The organism is Parabacteroides sp. 20_3 (assembly GCF_964238835.1).
Classification (GTDB): domain Bacteria; phylum Bacteroidota; class Bacteroidia; order Bacteroidales; family Tannerellaceae; genus Parabacteroides; species Parabacteroides distasonis.
In genome coordinates this window covers 305,426-322,769 of sequence record NZ_CAXSNO010000004.1, presented here as the reverse complement: position 1 = coordinate 322,769, position 17,344 = coordinate 305,426, and the positions used below count along the sequence as shown (strand labels likewise).

General features: G+C 42.8%; 11 protein-coding genes. All 11 read left to right on the top strand.

Annotated features, from left to right (window positions below):
- Positions 1-151 precede the first annotated feature (151 nt).
- Positions 152-796 carry an HD domain-containing protein gene (locus tag ACESPU_RS10495; protein ID WP_122378518.1) on the top strand — a complete coding sequence of 215 codons (645 nt, stop codon included), beginning with the start codon at positions 152-154 and terminating at the stop codon, positions 794-796.
- A gap of 4 nt (positions 797-800) precedes the next feature.
- Positions 801-1,394, top strand: coding sequence for an RNA polymerase sigma factor (locus ACESPU_RS10490; protein WP_034532049.1), 594 nt, complete (start codon positions 801-803; stop codon positions 1,392-1,394).
- 35 nt (positions 1,395-1,429) lie between these two features.
- Complete coding sequence (locus tag ACESPU_RS10485; RefSeq protein WP_373133351.1) at positions 1,430-2,419, top strand: FecR family protein; 990 nt, start codon at positions 1,430-1,432, stop codon at positions 2,417-2,419.
- Between the two features lie 213 nt (positions 2,420-2,632).
- Positions 2,633-6,010 carry a TonB-dependent receptor gene (locus tag ACESPU_RS10480; protein ID WP_057328166.1) on the top strand — a complete coding sequence of 1,126 codons (3,378 nt, stop codon included), beginning with the start codon at positions 2,633-2,635 and terminating at the stop codon, positions 6,008-6,010.
- Positions 6,011-6,014: 4 nt separating this feature from the next.
- On the top strand, positions 6,015-7,574 hold the full coding sequence (locus ACESPU_RS10475) for a RagB/SusD family nutrient uptake outer membrane protein (protein ID WP_008773708.1): 1,560 nt from the start codon (positions 6,015-6,017) through the stop codon (positions 7,572-7,574).
- Between the two features lie 23 nt (positions 7,575-7,597).
- Entirely contained in the window at positions 7,598-9,004 is a 1,407-nt protein-coding gene (locus ACESPU_RS10470) for a sulfatase (RefSeq protein WP_196008693.1), read from the top strand.
- 12 nt (positions 9,005-9,016) lie between these two features.
- Entirely contained in the window at positions 9,017-10,396 is a 1,380-nt protein-coding gene (locus tag ACESPU_RS10465; protein WP_217772307.1) for a sulfatase, read from the top strand.
- Between the two features lie 26 nt (positions 10,397-10,422).
- Complete coding sequence (locus ACESPU_RS10460; RefSeq protein ID WP_122380122.1) at positions 10,423-11,781, top strand: sulfatase; 1,359 nt, start codon at positions 10,423-10,425, stop codon at positions 11,779-11,781.
- A 150-nt stretch (positions 11,782-11,931) separates the two neighbouring features.
- A complete protein-coding gene (locus ACESPU_RS10455) occupies positions 11,932-12,480 on the top strand; it encodes an RNA polymerase sigma factor (protein WP_121961781.1) in 549 nt (182 codons plus the stop codon).
- A gap of 265 nt (positions 12,481-12,745) precedes the next feature.
- Entirely contained in the window at positions 12,746-13,825 is a 1,080-nt protein-coding gene (locus ACESPU_RS10450) for a FecR family protein (RefSeq protein ID WP_199705239.1), read from the top strand.
- A gap of 134 nt (positions 13,826-13,959) precedes the next feature.
- Entirely contained in the window at positions 13,960-17,337 is a 3,378-nt protein-coding gene (locus ACESPU_RS10445; protein WP_373133350.1) for a SusC/RagA family TonB-linked outer membrane protein, read from the top strand.
- Positions 17,338-17,344 lie beyond the last annotated feature (7 nt).

Here is a 17,344-nt window from a genome sequence, read left to right as displayed (position 1 = left end):
TGAGTTAACTTCATTGCTTTGGGTGTGGTTGCCTTTGTTATGAAGGTGGTTTCTTTGAATATTTGAATAAATAACTACTTTTGTGGTGAGCCTTATTTAATTAATTGTTAATATTGCCGTGCGCAAAGATTAATCTTAAGTACCGAAAAGAATGGAAAAACAGTTATTTATCTCTATTGTAGAACGTTATTATCCTTGGATCAGCTGTTTGGAGAAAGCTGCGTTCCAGATACACGATGACGTAAACCAGAAATACGACCACGTATTACCCTATGGTTTCCATTTGAAAATGGTGGCCTCGTTCGTATCACGGTATGGATATTTGGTCGCGGAAAGTGAGGCGGACATCTTGGTATTGTATGGGAGTGCCTATCTGCATGACACGATAGAAGACGCACGGATGACTTACAATGATATCGTGAAATTTATCGATGATTTTCGAGTAGGGAGTTTGGTACTGCCGGAAGAGATCAAACGGAAGCTGGAAGAGCAAGTTCCGGAAATCGTATATGCCTTGACTAATGAGAAAGGGCGCAACAGGAAAGAACGTGCCAATGAGACCTATTATAAGGGGATACGGGATACGAGATTTGCGTCGTTCATAAAGATGTGCGACCGGTTGGCGAATATACAATATACGATGATGTTCGTCTTCGCGAACCGTATGCTTGAGGTCTATCGCAGAGAGTATCCGGAATTTATACGGTCGATCAGCGAAGGTTCTGTCACGCCAATACCGGATGTCATGAAAAAAGAGGCAGAATGGTTATTGAATAGCGAGTCGTATGTAATATAGGGTGATGTCTTTTTTCCAGAAATCCATACGAAGTGATGAAGATCTGCTTTCCGCATTGAGAGAGGGAAGTGAGGATGCGTTCACGGTTATTTATGAGCGGTATCATAAATTACTGTACGTATTAGCGTATAAATACCTGAAAAATTCATTCGCCGCGGAAGATGCCGTGCAGCAAGTATTCTTGAGGCTGTGGGAGTCGCATTCCTTATTGATGATAAACGTAAACTTGCGGAACTATCTCTATACGATGCTGAAAAACCATGTGTTGAATGAGATCCGGAATAATAATAGCGCGTTAGAGAAAAACTATGAGATCGTGCAATCTTCGCCGGAATATGAGGATGAGTTGTTGGCCAAGATTGAAGAGAAGGATATGATGGAACATTTCTACCAAGCGATCGAACACTTACCCGAGCAAAAACGGCAAGTCTGCTTATATAAGTTGAAAGGAAATCTATCGAATCAGGAAATCGCCGATAAGATGAGTATCTCGGTGCCAACCGTTAAAACTCATTATGCCCAAGCGATAAAAATACTTCGGACACATTTTGAACGGTTATTTTTATTTCTTTTATATTTGTGGAACTCATCCTATTGATCGTTTGGCGTGTCAATTAAAAAAGGAAGATATATATGAGAATACCGGATCAGTCAATTATAGAAAAAACGCTGGATAATGAGGCGACTCCCGAGGAAGCCCGTGAGGTGGTTCGCTGGTTCAAGACACCAGAGGGGCAAGCTTGGCTTGCTAAGCGTATGGATATGGATGAGAAAGCCATTCACATGGGGCAGGAGGAGGAGTGGATCGACCATCCGGTGCCATCGGCCGTGATGTATCAGCGGATCGTGCGCCAGCTTCATCGCCAGCGTATACGCCGTCTTATTGCGTATGCGGCAGCCATTTTGATACCGGTGGCCTTGTTTATCGGTCTTTTCATGCGTATTAACTCACAAGTGGATTTATTGGCGGATGATGGATACGATGAGGTTTATGTCCCTAATGGTGAGCGCATGCAAGTGCTTTTTCAAGATGGGAGCAAGGTGCATCTAAATTCAGGGAGCCGGATACGGTATCCGAAAAAGTTTGGTCTTTACGAACGGAAGGTCTATCTGGAAGGGGAAGCTTGGTTTGAGGTCGCGAAAAATAAGAACAGGCCGTTTGTCGTAGATCTTTCCTATATGGATATTAAGGTTTTGGGTACCACTTTTGACGTAAAGGCCTATCCGGAGGAAGACGCTATATTTATTGCCTTAGAGACCGGATCGATCGAGCTAAAATCTAAATCATTCAAGTCGTATCAATTGCGTCCCGGTGAGAAAGCGGTTTACGATAAGCTATCGGACCGTTGCGAGGTTGTCCGTTCACATGATGTCAAGTTATATTCCGCATGGAGGCGGAATGTATTGGTATTTAAAAGTGCGCCTTTGCCTGAAGTGATGAAAACAATAGCTAGGACTTATGGTGTGTCTTTTGAGATAAAAGACTCCATAGCGTTGAAATATACATATACGATTACGACGGATAGTACGAATTTAACCACGGTACTAAAAGAGTTAGAGAAAATCACGCCTGTACTATTCGAGGAAAAAGGGGGCAAGATAGAAGTCCGGATGAAAAAATAAAAAAATTAGCTATAACGACTCATCCTTTTAGATTTGTCGTGTGTCTATTTGATAGGAGAGCAGGAAACAGAGTGTTAACCTTAAAATAGATATGCGTATGGATTCCTCATAAATAGATAACATAAGAACAGCCGAAAAGCTCCTACCCTTTTCGGCTGCCGGTCGTATTAAAAATAAATTTCTAATACCAACTATTAAAATCAATACAAATATATGAAAGAAAAGCAAGAAAGCCCTCGGCGTAGGTGCCTTTTAATATTAATTGAGAAAATACCGAATGCCATGAAGTTAACCTTTCTATTTTTAGTCATATCCTTGCTGAGTTTCACGGCTACCGCCTCGGCTCAGCGGGTTTCTATTGTGCTGGACAATGCGAAAGTGGAGAAAGTTTTAGCTACCATCACCCACCAAACCGGGTTGAGTGTTGCGTATAGCAAACAAATCGTAGATTTGAATCGGAGAGTGAGCGTTAATTTTACGAATGCAGAATTGACAAATGTATTGGATAAAATAACGGAGGGCACGTCATTAAGTTATGAAGTTAAAAATGGAAAGATCTACTTATTTGAAAAAACTATAGCGAATGCGGTCACCCAGCAAGCCAAAAAAATAACGGGTGTTGTTGTCGATTCAAAAGGGGAACCTATCATTGGAGCGAATGTTGTGGAGAAAGGTACTACAAATGGTACGATAACAGACTTTGATGGTAAATTTATTTTGGAGGTATCGGATAATGCGACACTTCAATTTTCTTATATCGGCTTTATGCCAACAACTGTCGCTATTGCGGGACAGACTTCATTGAATGTACGTTTAAGGGAGGATACACAGGCTTTGGAAGAGGTTGTGGTTGTTGGTTATGGAACCCAGAAGAAGGTGAATTTGACGGGTTCTGTTTCTTCAGTCAAATTTGATGAGGAATTGGCGAACCGTCCGATCACAGATGCTTCTCAAGCACTTTCCGGAAAGGTTTCCGGCGTGTGGATCAGCCAGAATTCGGGTAAGCCGGGAGATGATGGAGCGCAATTGAGAATTCGTGGCTGGGGTACATTGAATAATTCGGACCCGTTGGTGATTATTGACGGAGTAGAAGGGGTATTCAGCCAAGTAAACCCAAGTGATATCGAAAGTATCACAGTCTTGAAGGATGCGGCTAGTGCGGCTATTTACGGATCAAAGGCCGCTAACGGTGTCGTTTTGGTTACGACGAAGATGGGAAAGAATAATGAGAAAACCCAAGTAGAGTTGAACTCTTACGTCGGAATGCAGCAGATCGGACGTCATTTTGATTTAGTGACGAATAGCGCCGAGCATATGACTATGGCGAATCAAGCTTTGGTGAATGGGGGAGAGAACCCTCTTTTCTCGGAAACATTGATCTCTAATTTCGCAAACGGAACAGATCCTTATAAATATCCGAATACGGATTGGTATGATTCTCTTTATCGGAATGCTTTAATAACAGGGCATAATTTGTCGATTCGCGGTGGATCGGAGAAACTATCTTCCTTCTTGTCTTTGAACTATTTGAGTCAGGAAGGTATTTTGATGAACTCTAAGGCGGAGCGGTTCGGTATCCGGGCAAATGTGGAGTATAAAGTGAATTCATGGTTGAGAGTTGGCGCTCGTTTGAATTATACTCGTAGGAATTCCCAAGAGCCTTTTGATTTGTTCCGTGTATTCGAACAGCAACAAGGCGCGGCTCCTTTCATCGCTCCATATACCCGGGATGGCCGTTTCGGTTCGGTAGAGGCGATTAAGGATGATGGTACTTTATTGTATACGACTTATCAGCCGGTTATAGACGCTTCGAACGGGGCGACTAAAACATCCAAGGATTATATGGCTGTAAATGCTTTCGCTACCGTGGATTTTACGAAAGACTTGAACTTACAAGTAACATGGGCCTCTAATGGCAATTGGAAAATGGTTGATAAATATAATGAGACCCTTTATGGATATACGGATTCTGGCATAGAGACGATACCGAAAAATTACAATCGTGATGGTATTGTGTTGAGTAGAGAGCAAGTATCGACCATGCGTAATAATTTCCAAGCGACATTAAACTATAGCAAGCGATTTGCGGATAAGCATTATGTTGCCGCTATCCTTGGTACCCAATTGGAGAATTACAGTATAAAGAACGTATTTGCCCGAAGAACCAACCCTCCCAAAGAAGGATTAACCCAAGTGGATGCGGGAACGGAAGGTATCAAGGGAGAGGGAAATTTTGAAGGTCTACGCATGGCATCTTATTTTGGTCGATTGAATTATGCCTTTGCGGATAAATATTTATTTGAGATGAATCTCCGTGCCGATGCCTCCTCTCGTTTTAAACGGGGAAACCGCTGGGGTGTTTTTCCGGGCTTCTCTGCAGGATGGCGTTTGAGTGAAGAGGCGTTTATTAAGAACCTGAATCTGTTTTCTAATTTGAAACTACGTGCGTCGTGGGGACAATTAGGTAATCAAACCATTGAAGGATATTGGCCTTATTTAACAGTGATCTCCCAAAATTATGACTTGAGTTATAATTATGGAGGTTCGTTGGCACCGGGTGCTGCGGTAACCGCTTTGGTGGATGAGGATATTACTTGGGAAACTACCTCTTCCTTGGATATTGGCGTGGATTTGGGCTTCTTAGGTAATAAGTTGAATATTGAAGCTGATTACTTCAATAAAAAGACAACCGATATTATCGTTCAATTGCCAATACCAAACGTATTAGGGGATAAGACCGCACCGTTTGAGAATGTGGGCGAAATGAAAAATAATGGTTTTGAGTTAGTCGTGAATTATGATAATCTTGAGACGAGCAGAGATCGCCTTGGATTTAACGTAGGACTAAACTTTACGTATATCGATAATAAAGTAACGAAATTTCAAGGAGGAAACTCTCCGGACCAGCTTTATTTGATTCGTGAGGGATATCCGTATAAGGCTTTGTATGGCTATAAAGCGGTTGGCATCTATCAATCGGACGAAGAAGCCGCTCAACATATGCATAGCAATGGGCTTAAGCCGGAAATGGGAAATCTGAAATACGAGGATGTTAATAACGATGGAAAATTAGACTATCAAGATAAACAAGTACTTGGTAATACGATTCCTAAAATTACGTATGGACTTACTGCCGGCTTACGCTATAAAGGGTTTGACTTAAATATCTTATTCCAAGGTTTGGGACAGGCGAATGCGTTTACGAAGAGCGGCATGACCCGTATGCAATACGAATGGCTGACTATTTCTGATAAATGGCGGGATGCGTGGAGCCCAGAGAATCCGGACTCAAATATACCGATGCTTCGGTTTGACTCTTCATGGGACACGTATGACTCCTCATTTTGGGTGCATCGTATCGATTTCTTGAAATTGAAGAACTTACAATTAGGTTATGCGTTCCCTGAATGGATTACCTCAAAGCTAAAAATGCAACGGTTGTATGTATATGCGAATGCCCAGAACCTGTTTACGATTATGTGGAAAAAAGGGTATGAAGGATATGATCCGGAAAGAAATACGTTTGATTCGGGTACCAATTATTACCCGACTCCGAGAATATTTACATTTGGTATAAATCTTAATTTCTAAAAGTATGAAACAGTTATTAGCATATTGCTTATCAATTATACTATGTGTCTCTTTCACGGGATGTATGGAGAATTATTTGGATTTGTATCCTGAGGATAAGATTACTTCGGCGAGTTTCCCGGAAAATGAATCGGATATCAAACTCCTTTTAAATGGTGTCTATGCTCAATTGAGGGAAAAAGAGGTTTATAATCAAGGCTTGTTTGGCTTTGGCATAACGGATGGAGCTACCCCTAACGCATTTAACTGGGGAACGGATGAGGTTTTTAATAAGTTGGGTGCCGGGCGGTTGAGCTCTAGTGACGGAGGAGTCGTAACGTATCGTTGGAAAAGATGTTACGAGATAATCTCCCGGGCAAACTATTTGTTGGCCTGTATGGATTTAGTGGATTTATCGGAAGAAGCGAAAGCCAAATATTCAGGTGAGACTCATTTTCTACGGGGACTGGCTTATTCCGTGCTAGCGGAAACCTATGGTGGGGTACCTATTATATTGACGGACATTTCCACGGAAGAAGCTCGTAGCTTGAAGCGGGCGAGTTTGGAGGAGACTTGGCAACAGGCGTTGGATGATTATGAGGTTGCGATCACCAATTTGGGAGTGGATGCTCCCGAGCCGGGGCGTGCTACCAAGGGGGCGGCTTTAGGTATGAAAATGCGAGCCTACTTATACCAAGGTAAATACAAGGAGGTTCTGTCTTGTGTCGAGCAAATTGATGCGTTGAAGAAATATGGTCTATTCCATAGTTATGAGGGCTTGTTTGATCCGGCTAATGAGAACAATAAGGAAGTCTTGTTTGATATCCAATATATTGAAGGCGAGAATTCGCAAGGTTCCTATATTGACCAGTATTGCGGAACGGGTACCGGAAGTTGGACCCGTGGAAGCCGTTATGTCCCTACGGATGATTTGGTAGCGGCTTATGAGACGATCGACGGCTCTCCTGTAGATCCCGAGAATCCTTATGAGAACCGGGATCCTCGTTTAGGTTTCACGGCTGTACTTCCGGGTTCTTATTTCTTGGGCTATCGTTTCCCTAATTACCTGTATCCGGGAGGTGCGTTTAATCATGCAGGTAATCGGTTGAAACATTTAAGTACCCGTAAATATCGGATTCAGGATGAGTCAAAGCTTCCTCCTTCCGGGCAGTCTTATATCAATGATATCATACTGAGATATGCGGATGTCTTATTGTCAAAAGCGGAGGCGATTATAGAGACGAATGGAAGTGTAGCGGATGCGATCGCTATCCTCAACCGGATCCGTACGGAAAGGGATGACGTTAAGATCTCTTTGCTGCCGACATCTATGAGCCGTGAGGAGGCTCGTGAGAAAGTAAGGCATGAGAGACGGATTGAGTTGGCGTTGGAAGGTCGTTATTGGTCAGACGTGAAACGTTGGAAAATCGGGAAGACGCTTTATCCTATGATTATAAAAGATCATGAAGGAAGCGTGATCGAGACGAAGTTCCCGAATGGATATCTGGAATATTACGATTTACTGCCTATTCCTGATAGCGAGCGCTCTTTGAATCCGAATTTGGATCAGAACCCAGGTTGGTAATGTTCAACTAAAAGAAGGATGAAATGAAATTTATATCTAAATTGATACCGGTATTAGCCCTTTCCGGAGCGGCCGTGGCTACTCAAGCGGCGGAAAGGCCAAATGTGATCATCGTATTTATCGATGATTTCGGATATGGGGATTTAGGTTGTTACGGGAGTACGAAGCATCGTACTCCCCATATCGACCAGATGGCTAAAGAGGGAATACGACTGACCGATTTTTATGTGGGTTCGAGCGTGAGTACACCTTCCAGATCGGCTTTATTGACAGGGTGTTATCCAAGGCGAGTCTCCATGCATGTAAATGCGGACCCTACACCTTTGATGTCCAAAGGGAGGCAAGTGCTATTTCCAGCTTCGCATAAAGGCTTGAATCCCGGTGAGATAACGATCGCCGAGTTGATGAAGGAGCAGGGGTATGCGACGGCTTGTATCGGGAAATGGCATCTAGGGGATCAATTGCCATTTCTTCCTACCCGGCAGGGTTTCGACTACTATTATGGTATTCCTTATAGTAACGATATGGATCGTCCGTATTGTCCGTTACCCTTGATGGAACAGGAGGAGGTAATAGTGGCTCCTGTCGGTCATGATTCCTTGACGATTCGTTATACCAATAAGACTGTGGAGTTTATAAAGTCTCATAAGGAATCACCGTTCTTTATTTATTTGTGCCATAATATGACTCATAATCCGTTAGCGGCTTCTCCCGCTTTCAAGGGAAAGTCTCAGAACGGACTCTATGGAGATGCGACCGAGGAATTGGATTGGTCGATGGGAGTCTTGCTTGAGACTTTAAAGGAGGAAGGATTGGATCAAAATACCTTGATTATCTTTACTTCCGATAATGGTGCGGATGAACACTTCGGTGGTACGAACCGTCCGTTGAGAGGCCAAAAGGGTACGACGTATGAAGGTGGATTCAGGGTGCCTTGTATAATGAGATGGCCCGCTAAAATACCGGCGGGACAGGAGACTGATAATCTGGTGACTTCGATGGATTTCTTACCGACATTGGCGCATTATTGCGGTTATGCGGTTCCTTCCGACCGGGTGATAGATGGGCATAATGTGTCTGGAATCTTGGAGGGAGAATCGATGGCATCGCCCACGGAGACTTTCTATTATTACCAGAAACAACAATTACAGGCGGTACGTTGGGGAAACTGGAAGTATCATTTACCTTTGAAGGAACGTATCAAAGGCCCTCACTTCCCGGATACGGAAGTCGGTGAGGCTCGTTTATATAATTTGGCGAATGATTTGTCGGAAACAACCAATGTCATCGATAAACATCCCGAAGTAGTAACGAAGATGAATCAATGGATCAAACAGGTTCGTAGTGATATGGGAGATTGGGGATATGAAGGCCGGAACCAGCGTCCTGCCGGTATCATAGATGAACCTTTTCCCCGTTTACTTAAATAAAAAGATACGTATATGAAAACACTGAAATCATTGTCTGTTTTAACAGCGGCGGTATTATCGAACAGCTTGAGCTTGAACGCTGCCTCGGATGCGGCCAATAAGCCTAATTTTGTAATCATATTCTGTGACGATATGGGATATGGGGATTTGAGTTGCTATGGGAATCCCACGATCCGCACACCGAATATAGACCGTATGGCTTGTGAAGGAATGAAGCTGACCCAGTTTTATGTGGGGGCCGGAGTTTCTACGCCAAGTCGGGCTGCGTTAATGACCGGACGTTTGCCGGTTCGAAATGGATTATATGGAGATCGGGTAGCCGTACTTTTCCCTAACTCAAAGGCTGGGTTAGGACAAGATGAGGTCACGATCGCCAAGGTTTTACAACAAAGCGGGTATGCGACCGGCTGTGTAGGCAAATGGCATTTAGGAGCGTTCTCTCCCTATTTACCGACGGATCATGGCTTTGATACCTATTTCGGCATACCTTATTCCAATGATATGAGCCCTGTTCAGAATAAAGGCGCGCATGCCCGGAATTTTCCTCCGACTCCATTGATATTGGATGGTAAGCAAATCGAATCGGAACCGGATCAGGGAGAATTAACCCGTCGCTATACGGAGAAAGCGGTATCGTTCATCAAGGATCATTCAAAGGAGCCTTTCTTCCTTTATTTCGCTCATACCTTCCCGCATATCCCATTGTACACGAATGCCCGTTTCGAGGGAACGAGCAAACGAGGCCTGTACGGAGATGTGGTTGAGGAAATAGACTGGAGCGTTGGTGAAGTGTTGAAGGCTCTGCGTGAGAATGGCTTGGACGAGAATACGTTTGTTATTTTTACCAGCGATAACGGCCCTTGGCTGACGGAGCATGAGAATGGTGGTTCCGCAGGTCCGTTGAAGGATGGCAAGGGTACTTGGTGGGAAGGTGGCTTCCGGGTTCCGGCCATTTGTTGGATGCCGGGAAAAATCAATCCGGCGATCAACGATGAGATTATGACCTCGATGGATTTATATCCGACTTTCCTCTCGATGGCGGGTATCGAGCAACCGAAAGATCTTGTATTGGATGGCGTGAATCAAACCGGATTATTGTTTGAGGAAAAGCATTCCGCCCGTGATGAAGTTTATTATTGGTGGGGAAGCGAGTTGATGGCGATCCGTAAAGGGGAGTGGAAGTATTATTTTAAGACGATCAAGGACCAATATCTGCGTACCTGTAAGATCGAGACTCCGGCAGAACCCTTGTTGTATAACGTGGAGACAGATATCTCAGAGCGATTCAATCAGGCGGATAAGCATCCGGAGATCGTGAAATTACTGATCGAGGCCGGTGAGAAACATAAGAAAGGAATGAAGATCAAGCCTTCCGTATGTGATATGATGTAATGGGACATTTAAAAACACTAGATTAGATGAATAAATATATACTAACAGCGGCTTGCGGATTGGCTTTTTCCGCAGCTTCCGCACAAACAAAGGCTTTGCCGGATAGCCCGAATATCCTGCTGATTTTGGTGGATGATTTGGGATATGGCGATTTGTCCTGTCAAGGAGCCGCCAAGGACATTCAAACTCCACATATCGATAAATTATTAAATGAAGGAGTTCGTTTCACGAATTTCCATGCGAACTGTCCGGTCTCCTCTCCTAGTAGAGCCTCGTTATTAACCGGGCGTTATCCGGATATGGTAGGCGTGCCGGGAGTCATTCGTACGCATAAAGAGGATAGTTGGGGGTATCTGTCGGAGGATGCCGTATTATTACCCCAGATGTTGAAGAAAAGAGGCTATCATAATGCGATGGTTGGAAAATGGAATCTAGGATTGGAGTCTCCGAATACCCCTACGGAAAGGGGTTTCGATTTCTACCGGGGATTTTTAGGGGATATGATGGATGATTATTATACCCATCGTCGTTTCGGAAATAATTATATGCGTGAGAACTTGAAAGAGATCGATCCACAAGGACATGCTACAGAGATTTTCTCTGATTGGGCGATCCGTTACCTGTCGGATATGAAGCAAAAGCAAGAGCCTTTCTTCTTGTATCTAGCTTATAATGCCCCACATACCCCGATACAACCTCCTCAGGAATGGCTGGAAAAGGTGAAAAAGCGTGAACCGTCACTTCCTGAGAAGCGTGCTAAGATTGTCGCCTTGATTGAGCATTTGGATTATAACGTCGGACGTGTGTATGAGGCCTTGGAACAGAATGGTCAGTTGGAGAATACGATCATTATATTTACCTCTGATAATGGAGGGCAGGACGATGCGGGTGCGAATAACGGCCCGTTCAGAGGCGCGAAGCAGGATATGTATGAGGGAGGGATCCGGGTAGCCGGAGGTATTTATTGGAAGAACCAGATCCGTCCGGCGGTACGTGATAATTTCGTCATGCTTTCGGATATGTTCCCGACCTTATGCGATCTGACAGCCGTGCCTGTATCGCATGAGATCGACGGTATCAGTATCTTGCCTCTTTTACGGGGTGAGGAACAAGATACCGGAGATCGAATGGTGCATTGGGTACGAAGGGAAGGTAATTCCCGATATGGAGGTCAGGCATATTACGCATCTCAATACCGGGATTTCAAGATTTTACAAAATACTCCTTGGGAGCCTATCCAATTCTTTAATATAAAGGAAGATCCGAAGGAACAAAGTCCGATAGGGGAACGATCTTCGGATACGTATAAAAACTTGTTCAATGGCTTGATGGAGCATATCCGTCAGACGGGTATGGTACCGTGGCAAGGCAAACGGTATAGGTGATTTTCCCATGTGATTTTTTAGAAGCACGTACATCGTTATTCATGGTGGTGTACGTGCTTTTTTGTAATTTTTTATTGCTCTTAACTGAATTTGAACGTTTTTTTGTATGTTTGCGCCAAATCTGTGGGAGTTATTGTCTACATGATCTATATGGAAATATCCGATGAGAAGCTATGGGAATCGTGTCTGAAGGGAGATAAGGAAGCCTTCCGTGAGCTTTATTGCCGATTTTACGCATTGCTGCGCAATTATGGAATCAAGTTACTTCCCGACAAGAACTTGGTGGAAGATTGCGTACAGGATATTTTTATCAATTTGATTCAAAACCATATCTCCCTCTCTCCGACGGCGAATGTCAGAGGATATCTGCTTAAGGCTTTAAGACATAAGCTGTATGATACGATCGAGAAAAACAGGAAAATGGAGGATGTCTCCTTATATGAGGACGTGTTTCAAGTGGATGAGTTATTCTCCCGTATCGCATTGGATACGACAGATACGGACGACCGGGTTAAACTTTTGATGAAAGCCTTGACAAAACTTTCTCCCCATCAGCGAGAGATCATTTATCTTTATTATGTAAATGAATTGGGGCATAATGAGATAGCTGGTATTTTAGGCATAAATTACCAATCCAGTAAAAATTTATTGTCTAGAACACTCCGTAAGTTAAGGCGGTGGTTCTCGTTGGAGCTTTAATGTATTCTTGGACTCTCTTTATGTCGCAGTATATCAAAGATATATTGTGCCAAGAATTTTCACCTTGATGGCACAGTCGTGCCATCCAAGTGGCACAGCTGTGCCATCGGTGTGGCATAGTTTTGCCATCCCTAGGGCACAGCCGTGCCCTAGGGATGGCAAAAGAGGTTGTAAGAATGAAAAAAATGGCGGATTCGCTATTTTTCCCGGTAAAAAGTGAGTACCAAAACGAATTCCATCCGTAATAAGAGTAAACAGGTATCTCGTGAATAAGAAACAGGACATGGTTGAGAAGGATTCATTTCGGCAAGCCGGAGAAGATTTGTTGCGTAAAGTTCGTGAAGAGGAGCGAGTGGATTCGCGACTGGCACTTTCTTCTTGGCAGAAGCTGGAGGAACGTTTGAATGCTCCCCGTAAGACCTCTGTTTTACGTATACGCTATCTTGTTTCTTCCGTAGCGGCCGCCGTCATGTTGCTTCTTGCCGTGGGATGTTATTTTTGGATGATGGGACATGATAAATCTTCATTGCCTTTGGCCTTGTTGGAGGAAAAGAATGTTGGCGCCTTGCCGGGGGATGAGATTGTCTTGGTGAAGGATCAAGGTTGGGTTCAACTGAAAGATGAAGCTACGGTAATTTATGATACGGTAGGCAAATCAAATGTAGAGGAACACCAAATAGAAAAGAATGAGCAAGAAACTAAAATTGATGAGCCGGATCAAATAATAGTACCGAAAGGACGGCGTGCGAATATCGTATTTTCAGATGGAACTAAAATGTATATTAATGCAGAGACCCGGGTGATTTTTCCTACGGTTTTTGCTAAAGATAAGCGGGAGATATTAGTGGATGGAGAGGTCTATTTGGAAGTTGCTGCGGACCCTTCTCGCCCTTTTATTGTTAAAACGAGTACGATCGAGGTAAAAGTGCTTGGCACTCGATTCAATGTGTGTGCTTATCGGGATGAACCTGCGGCTTCCGTTGTATTAGTGGAAGGACAGGTCGAGGTGAAAAATGGCGATAATGGTAAGAATGTGCTGAGCCCTGATGATATGCTTGAGTTAAAGGGTAAAGAAATATCGATCAAAAAGGTAGATGTCTTTGAACATATTTGTTGGAAAGATAACTTGATGCTGTTAAATGATCGTAAGGTTGGAGAGGTCTTAAATCGGTTGTCTCGTTATTATGGCCGGACTATTTTATTTGGCAAAGAGATAGGTGAAATACCTATTTCAGGAAAATTGGACCTGAGAGAGAACTTGGAGGAAGTTGTTGAGATTATTTGTCAATCTCTTTTTCTACGCCAAGAGAGAGATGGGGAGAATAATATAATTTTATTAAAATAATTTGCCTATGGGAAAGGAATGATCTGTAAGCGTGTTTGCATTTACAAGAGAGCCAGAAGATACTGCCATATCTTCCGGCTCAAGAGCTTTGTTTAATCAATAATTACGTACTAAAGAAAAAACATTACAAAGGTATGAAGAAAAAAGAAGATTTCTGCCGAGAATCAAATCATTTTCTCAAAAGTCTTGGTTTAGCCTTATGTCTGGTAAGTTTTGGAGGATCTGCGATATATGCGTCTTCCCTATATGCGCAGCGGACTATGCTAAGCATTCAAATGAATGATCGTACGGTAGAAGATGTATTTGAATACATTGAGAAAAACAGTGAGTTTATTTTTGTGTATCATGGTTCTAACATTGATTTGCATAGGAAAGTTAATCTGGATGTTCGGGATCAGTCTGTAGAGATAATATTAGATAAATTATTCAGCGGAACGGATATTGAGTATATTATTAATAATCGTCAAATAATCGTACGCCGAGACACGAAAAAAAAGGATTTACCGATTGCTAGTCAACAGACGAAAAAGGTAAAAATAACAGGTGTCGTGAAAGATGCTCACGGGGATCCCGTGATTGGTGCGAATGTAGTAGAAAAAGGAACGACTAACGGCACTATTAGTGATCTGGACGGAAACTTTTCCTTGGATGTTTCCGCTGGGAATGTGCTAATGGTATCTTATGTCGGTTTTCAAGAAAAAGAGGTTCCTGTTGGGGATAAAAAAGTTCTCCAAATAGTGCTTGATGAAGATTCAAAAGCCTTGGAGGAAGTTGTCGTTACCGCTTTGGGTATTACTCGTTCAGAGAAAGCGTTAGGTTATGCTACACAAAAGTTCAAGGGGGATGAATTGGAGAAAGTTAAGGGCGTGAATATCGCGACGAGTTTAAGTGGTAGGATCTCGGGCATGCGAGTGTATAATTCTACGGAATTTGGGGTCGCTCCTAAGATAAAATTACGTGGAGAGGAGCCTTTGGTCGTCGTGGATGGCGTTCCTACAAATCAAGCGTTTAGTGATTTCAACCAGGATGTGATTGAGAATATTACTGTGTTGAAAGGGGCTACGGCCTCTGCGTTGTATGGTTCCCGAGGTGGTAATGGAGCGATCATGATTACCACCAAGAAAGGGGGTGATAAGGGCTTTTCTATAGAGGTAAATACCAGTAATATGTTTAATGCCGGACAGTTAAAAATACCGGAGGTGCAGACGGCTTATAGCGCCGGGTCTGGAGGTAAATTTGATAATATAGATTATGTCTGGGGCGATAAGTTGGATATTGGTCGTGTTTATACGCAATGGGATCCTATTAAGAAAGAGTATCGGGAAATGGAGTTGACTTCGAGGGGTAAGAATAATTTTAAGAATTTCTTGGAGTTTAGTATGATCAGTAATACTACGGTCAGTGTATCATCTTCTGGTAAGAATGGAAGCATCCGCACTTCTTTGTCTTATTTGTATGATAAGAATCAGTATCCGAATTCACGTAAGAATAAATTCTGGTATAATATTGGTGGAGAGCTGAAACTAGGCAATAAGGCGAGCGTGGAAGGTAGTATGAACTTTACGCAGGAATCTGCGCCGAATACGGCTGGGTATGGATATGGTACCGGATATATGTACAATATTTTATTATGGACTGGTCCGGAGTATGATCTGCGGGATTACAAGGATTATTGGCTTGTCCCAAATGAAAAGCAAAATTGGCATTATACGGATTGGTATGATAATCCTTATTTTGAGGCTTATGAGAAGATTAAGTCGATAAATAATTTTACGACGAATGGTTCATTGTCTTTTAAGTACGAGATACTCCCTTGGATGAAATTGCAATTGCGTGCGGGAGGAGTCGCTTATGCGAATAATAATGTGACTCGTTCTTCGGTGGGAACGATCTCTAAAGGCCGTGGTGGCTGGGAAGACGGAGCGCTGGGTTATTATAAAGAGGGCAAGAAGACTGGTTTTACCATGAATTATGATTTCTTCTTGCTGTTTAATAAGAAGCTGAGTGATTTTAGTGTTGACGGTTTATTGGGAGGTTCTCTTTATTATACGAAAACAAAGAATCTGGAAGCTTCCACGAAGAATGGCTTGTCTGTTCCCGGTTTTTATTCGATAAAAGCTTCCGTAGAAAGTCCGATCGTGGATGCGGAGACTAAGACGAAAAAAGTGAATAGTCTGTTCGGCACGTTGACATTGGGGTATAAGGATACTTATTATCTGGAGGCTACTGGGCGTAATGACTGGTCTTCTACTTTGCCTTCAAATGATAAATCATATTTTTATCCTTCCGTGGGAGTGAGTATTATTCCTTCTAATATAATAAGCTTGCCGGATTGGATACCCTTCTGGAAATTGAGAGGATCGTGGACTGTCTCTAAAACCGATTTAGCTATTTATGATTTAGATCGGGCCTATACGATTAAACAGAATGTTTGGGATGGCTTGAATACGGCTAGTTATCCGGATTATTTGCGTGGCGACGTGAAGCCTATCACGAATCGTACATGGGAAATAGGTACGGGTATTCACTTCTTGCAAGGACATCGCTTGAAATTAGATGTGAGTTATTTCAATAAGTTGACTTATAATAATACGATCAGCCAAAGGATATCTTCCGCTACGGGATATAAATCGAGATTGATGAATATTGACGAAGAATATGTTCGTCGTGGAGTGGAGATTTCTATTGACGCTACTCCGGTGCAAGTCCGTGATTTCTCATGGGATGTGTCGTTGAATCTTTCGACGAGCAAGAGGTATTATGCTAAATTGGATGAGAGCTTCAGCCCGGATAACTTGTGGACATACGTGGGCGCTCGTACGGATTCTTATTCATATAAAGGCTATGACAAAGATCCGGATGGTAATTATATTATTAATACGAATGGCTTGATGTCTAGGAGCCAATATAGCTCTTTGATTGGTTATACGGATCCGGATTTAGAGTATGGTCTAGCGAATGTATTCAAGTATAAGAACTTTACGCTGACACTCAATTTTGATGGCCGTATTGGTGGAAAATCATGGTCGAATACGGAATTCCACATGTTGGAAACCGGCGCTCATCCGGATACGGACAATCAATGGAGATATGATGAGGTGGTGAATGGCAAGAAAAACTATGTGGGTGAAGGTGTCAAGATTGTATCAGGCGAGGTCAAATATGATCAATATGGCAGGATTACATCAGATACGCGGGTATTCGCTCCGAATGATATCGAGACTTCTTATGAGGATTTTGTAAGAAGCAGCCATAATAATCCAGATAAATTAGTTCAGAAAAAGACGTTCTTGAAATTGAGGGAAATGTCAATCGGATATAATTTGCCGAAGAAGTTTATTAGTAAGTTAAGTATGAATAGCTGTTATGTAGGCTTTATCGGACAGAACTTATTTGTGTTGACCAAAGATTTTAGATTCTCGGATCCGGATGGCTTTGAGGATATTGAGGGCGAGGATATATCTTCTCCATCTATAAGGTATGTAGGTGTAAACTTGAAAGTTGAATTTTAAAAGCTAA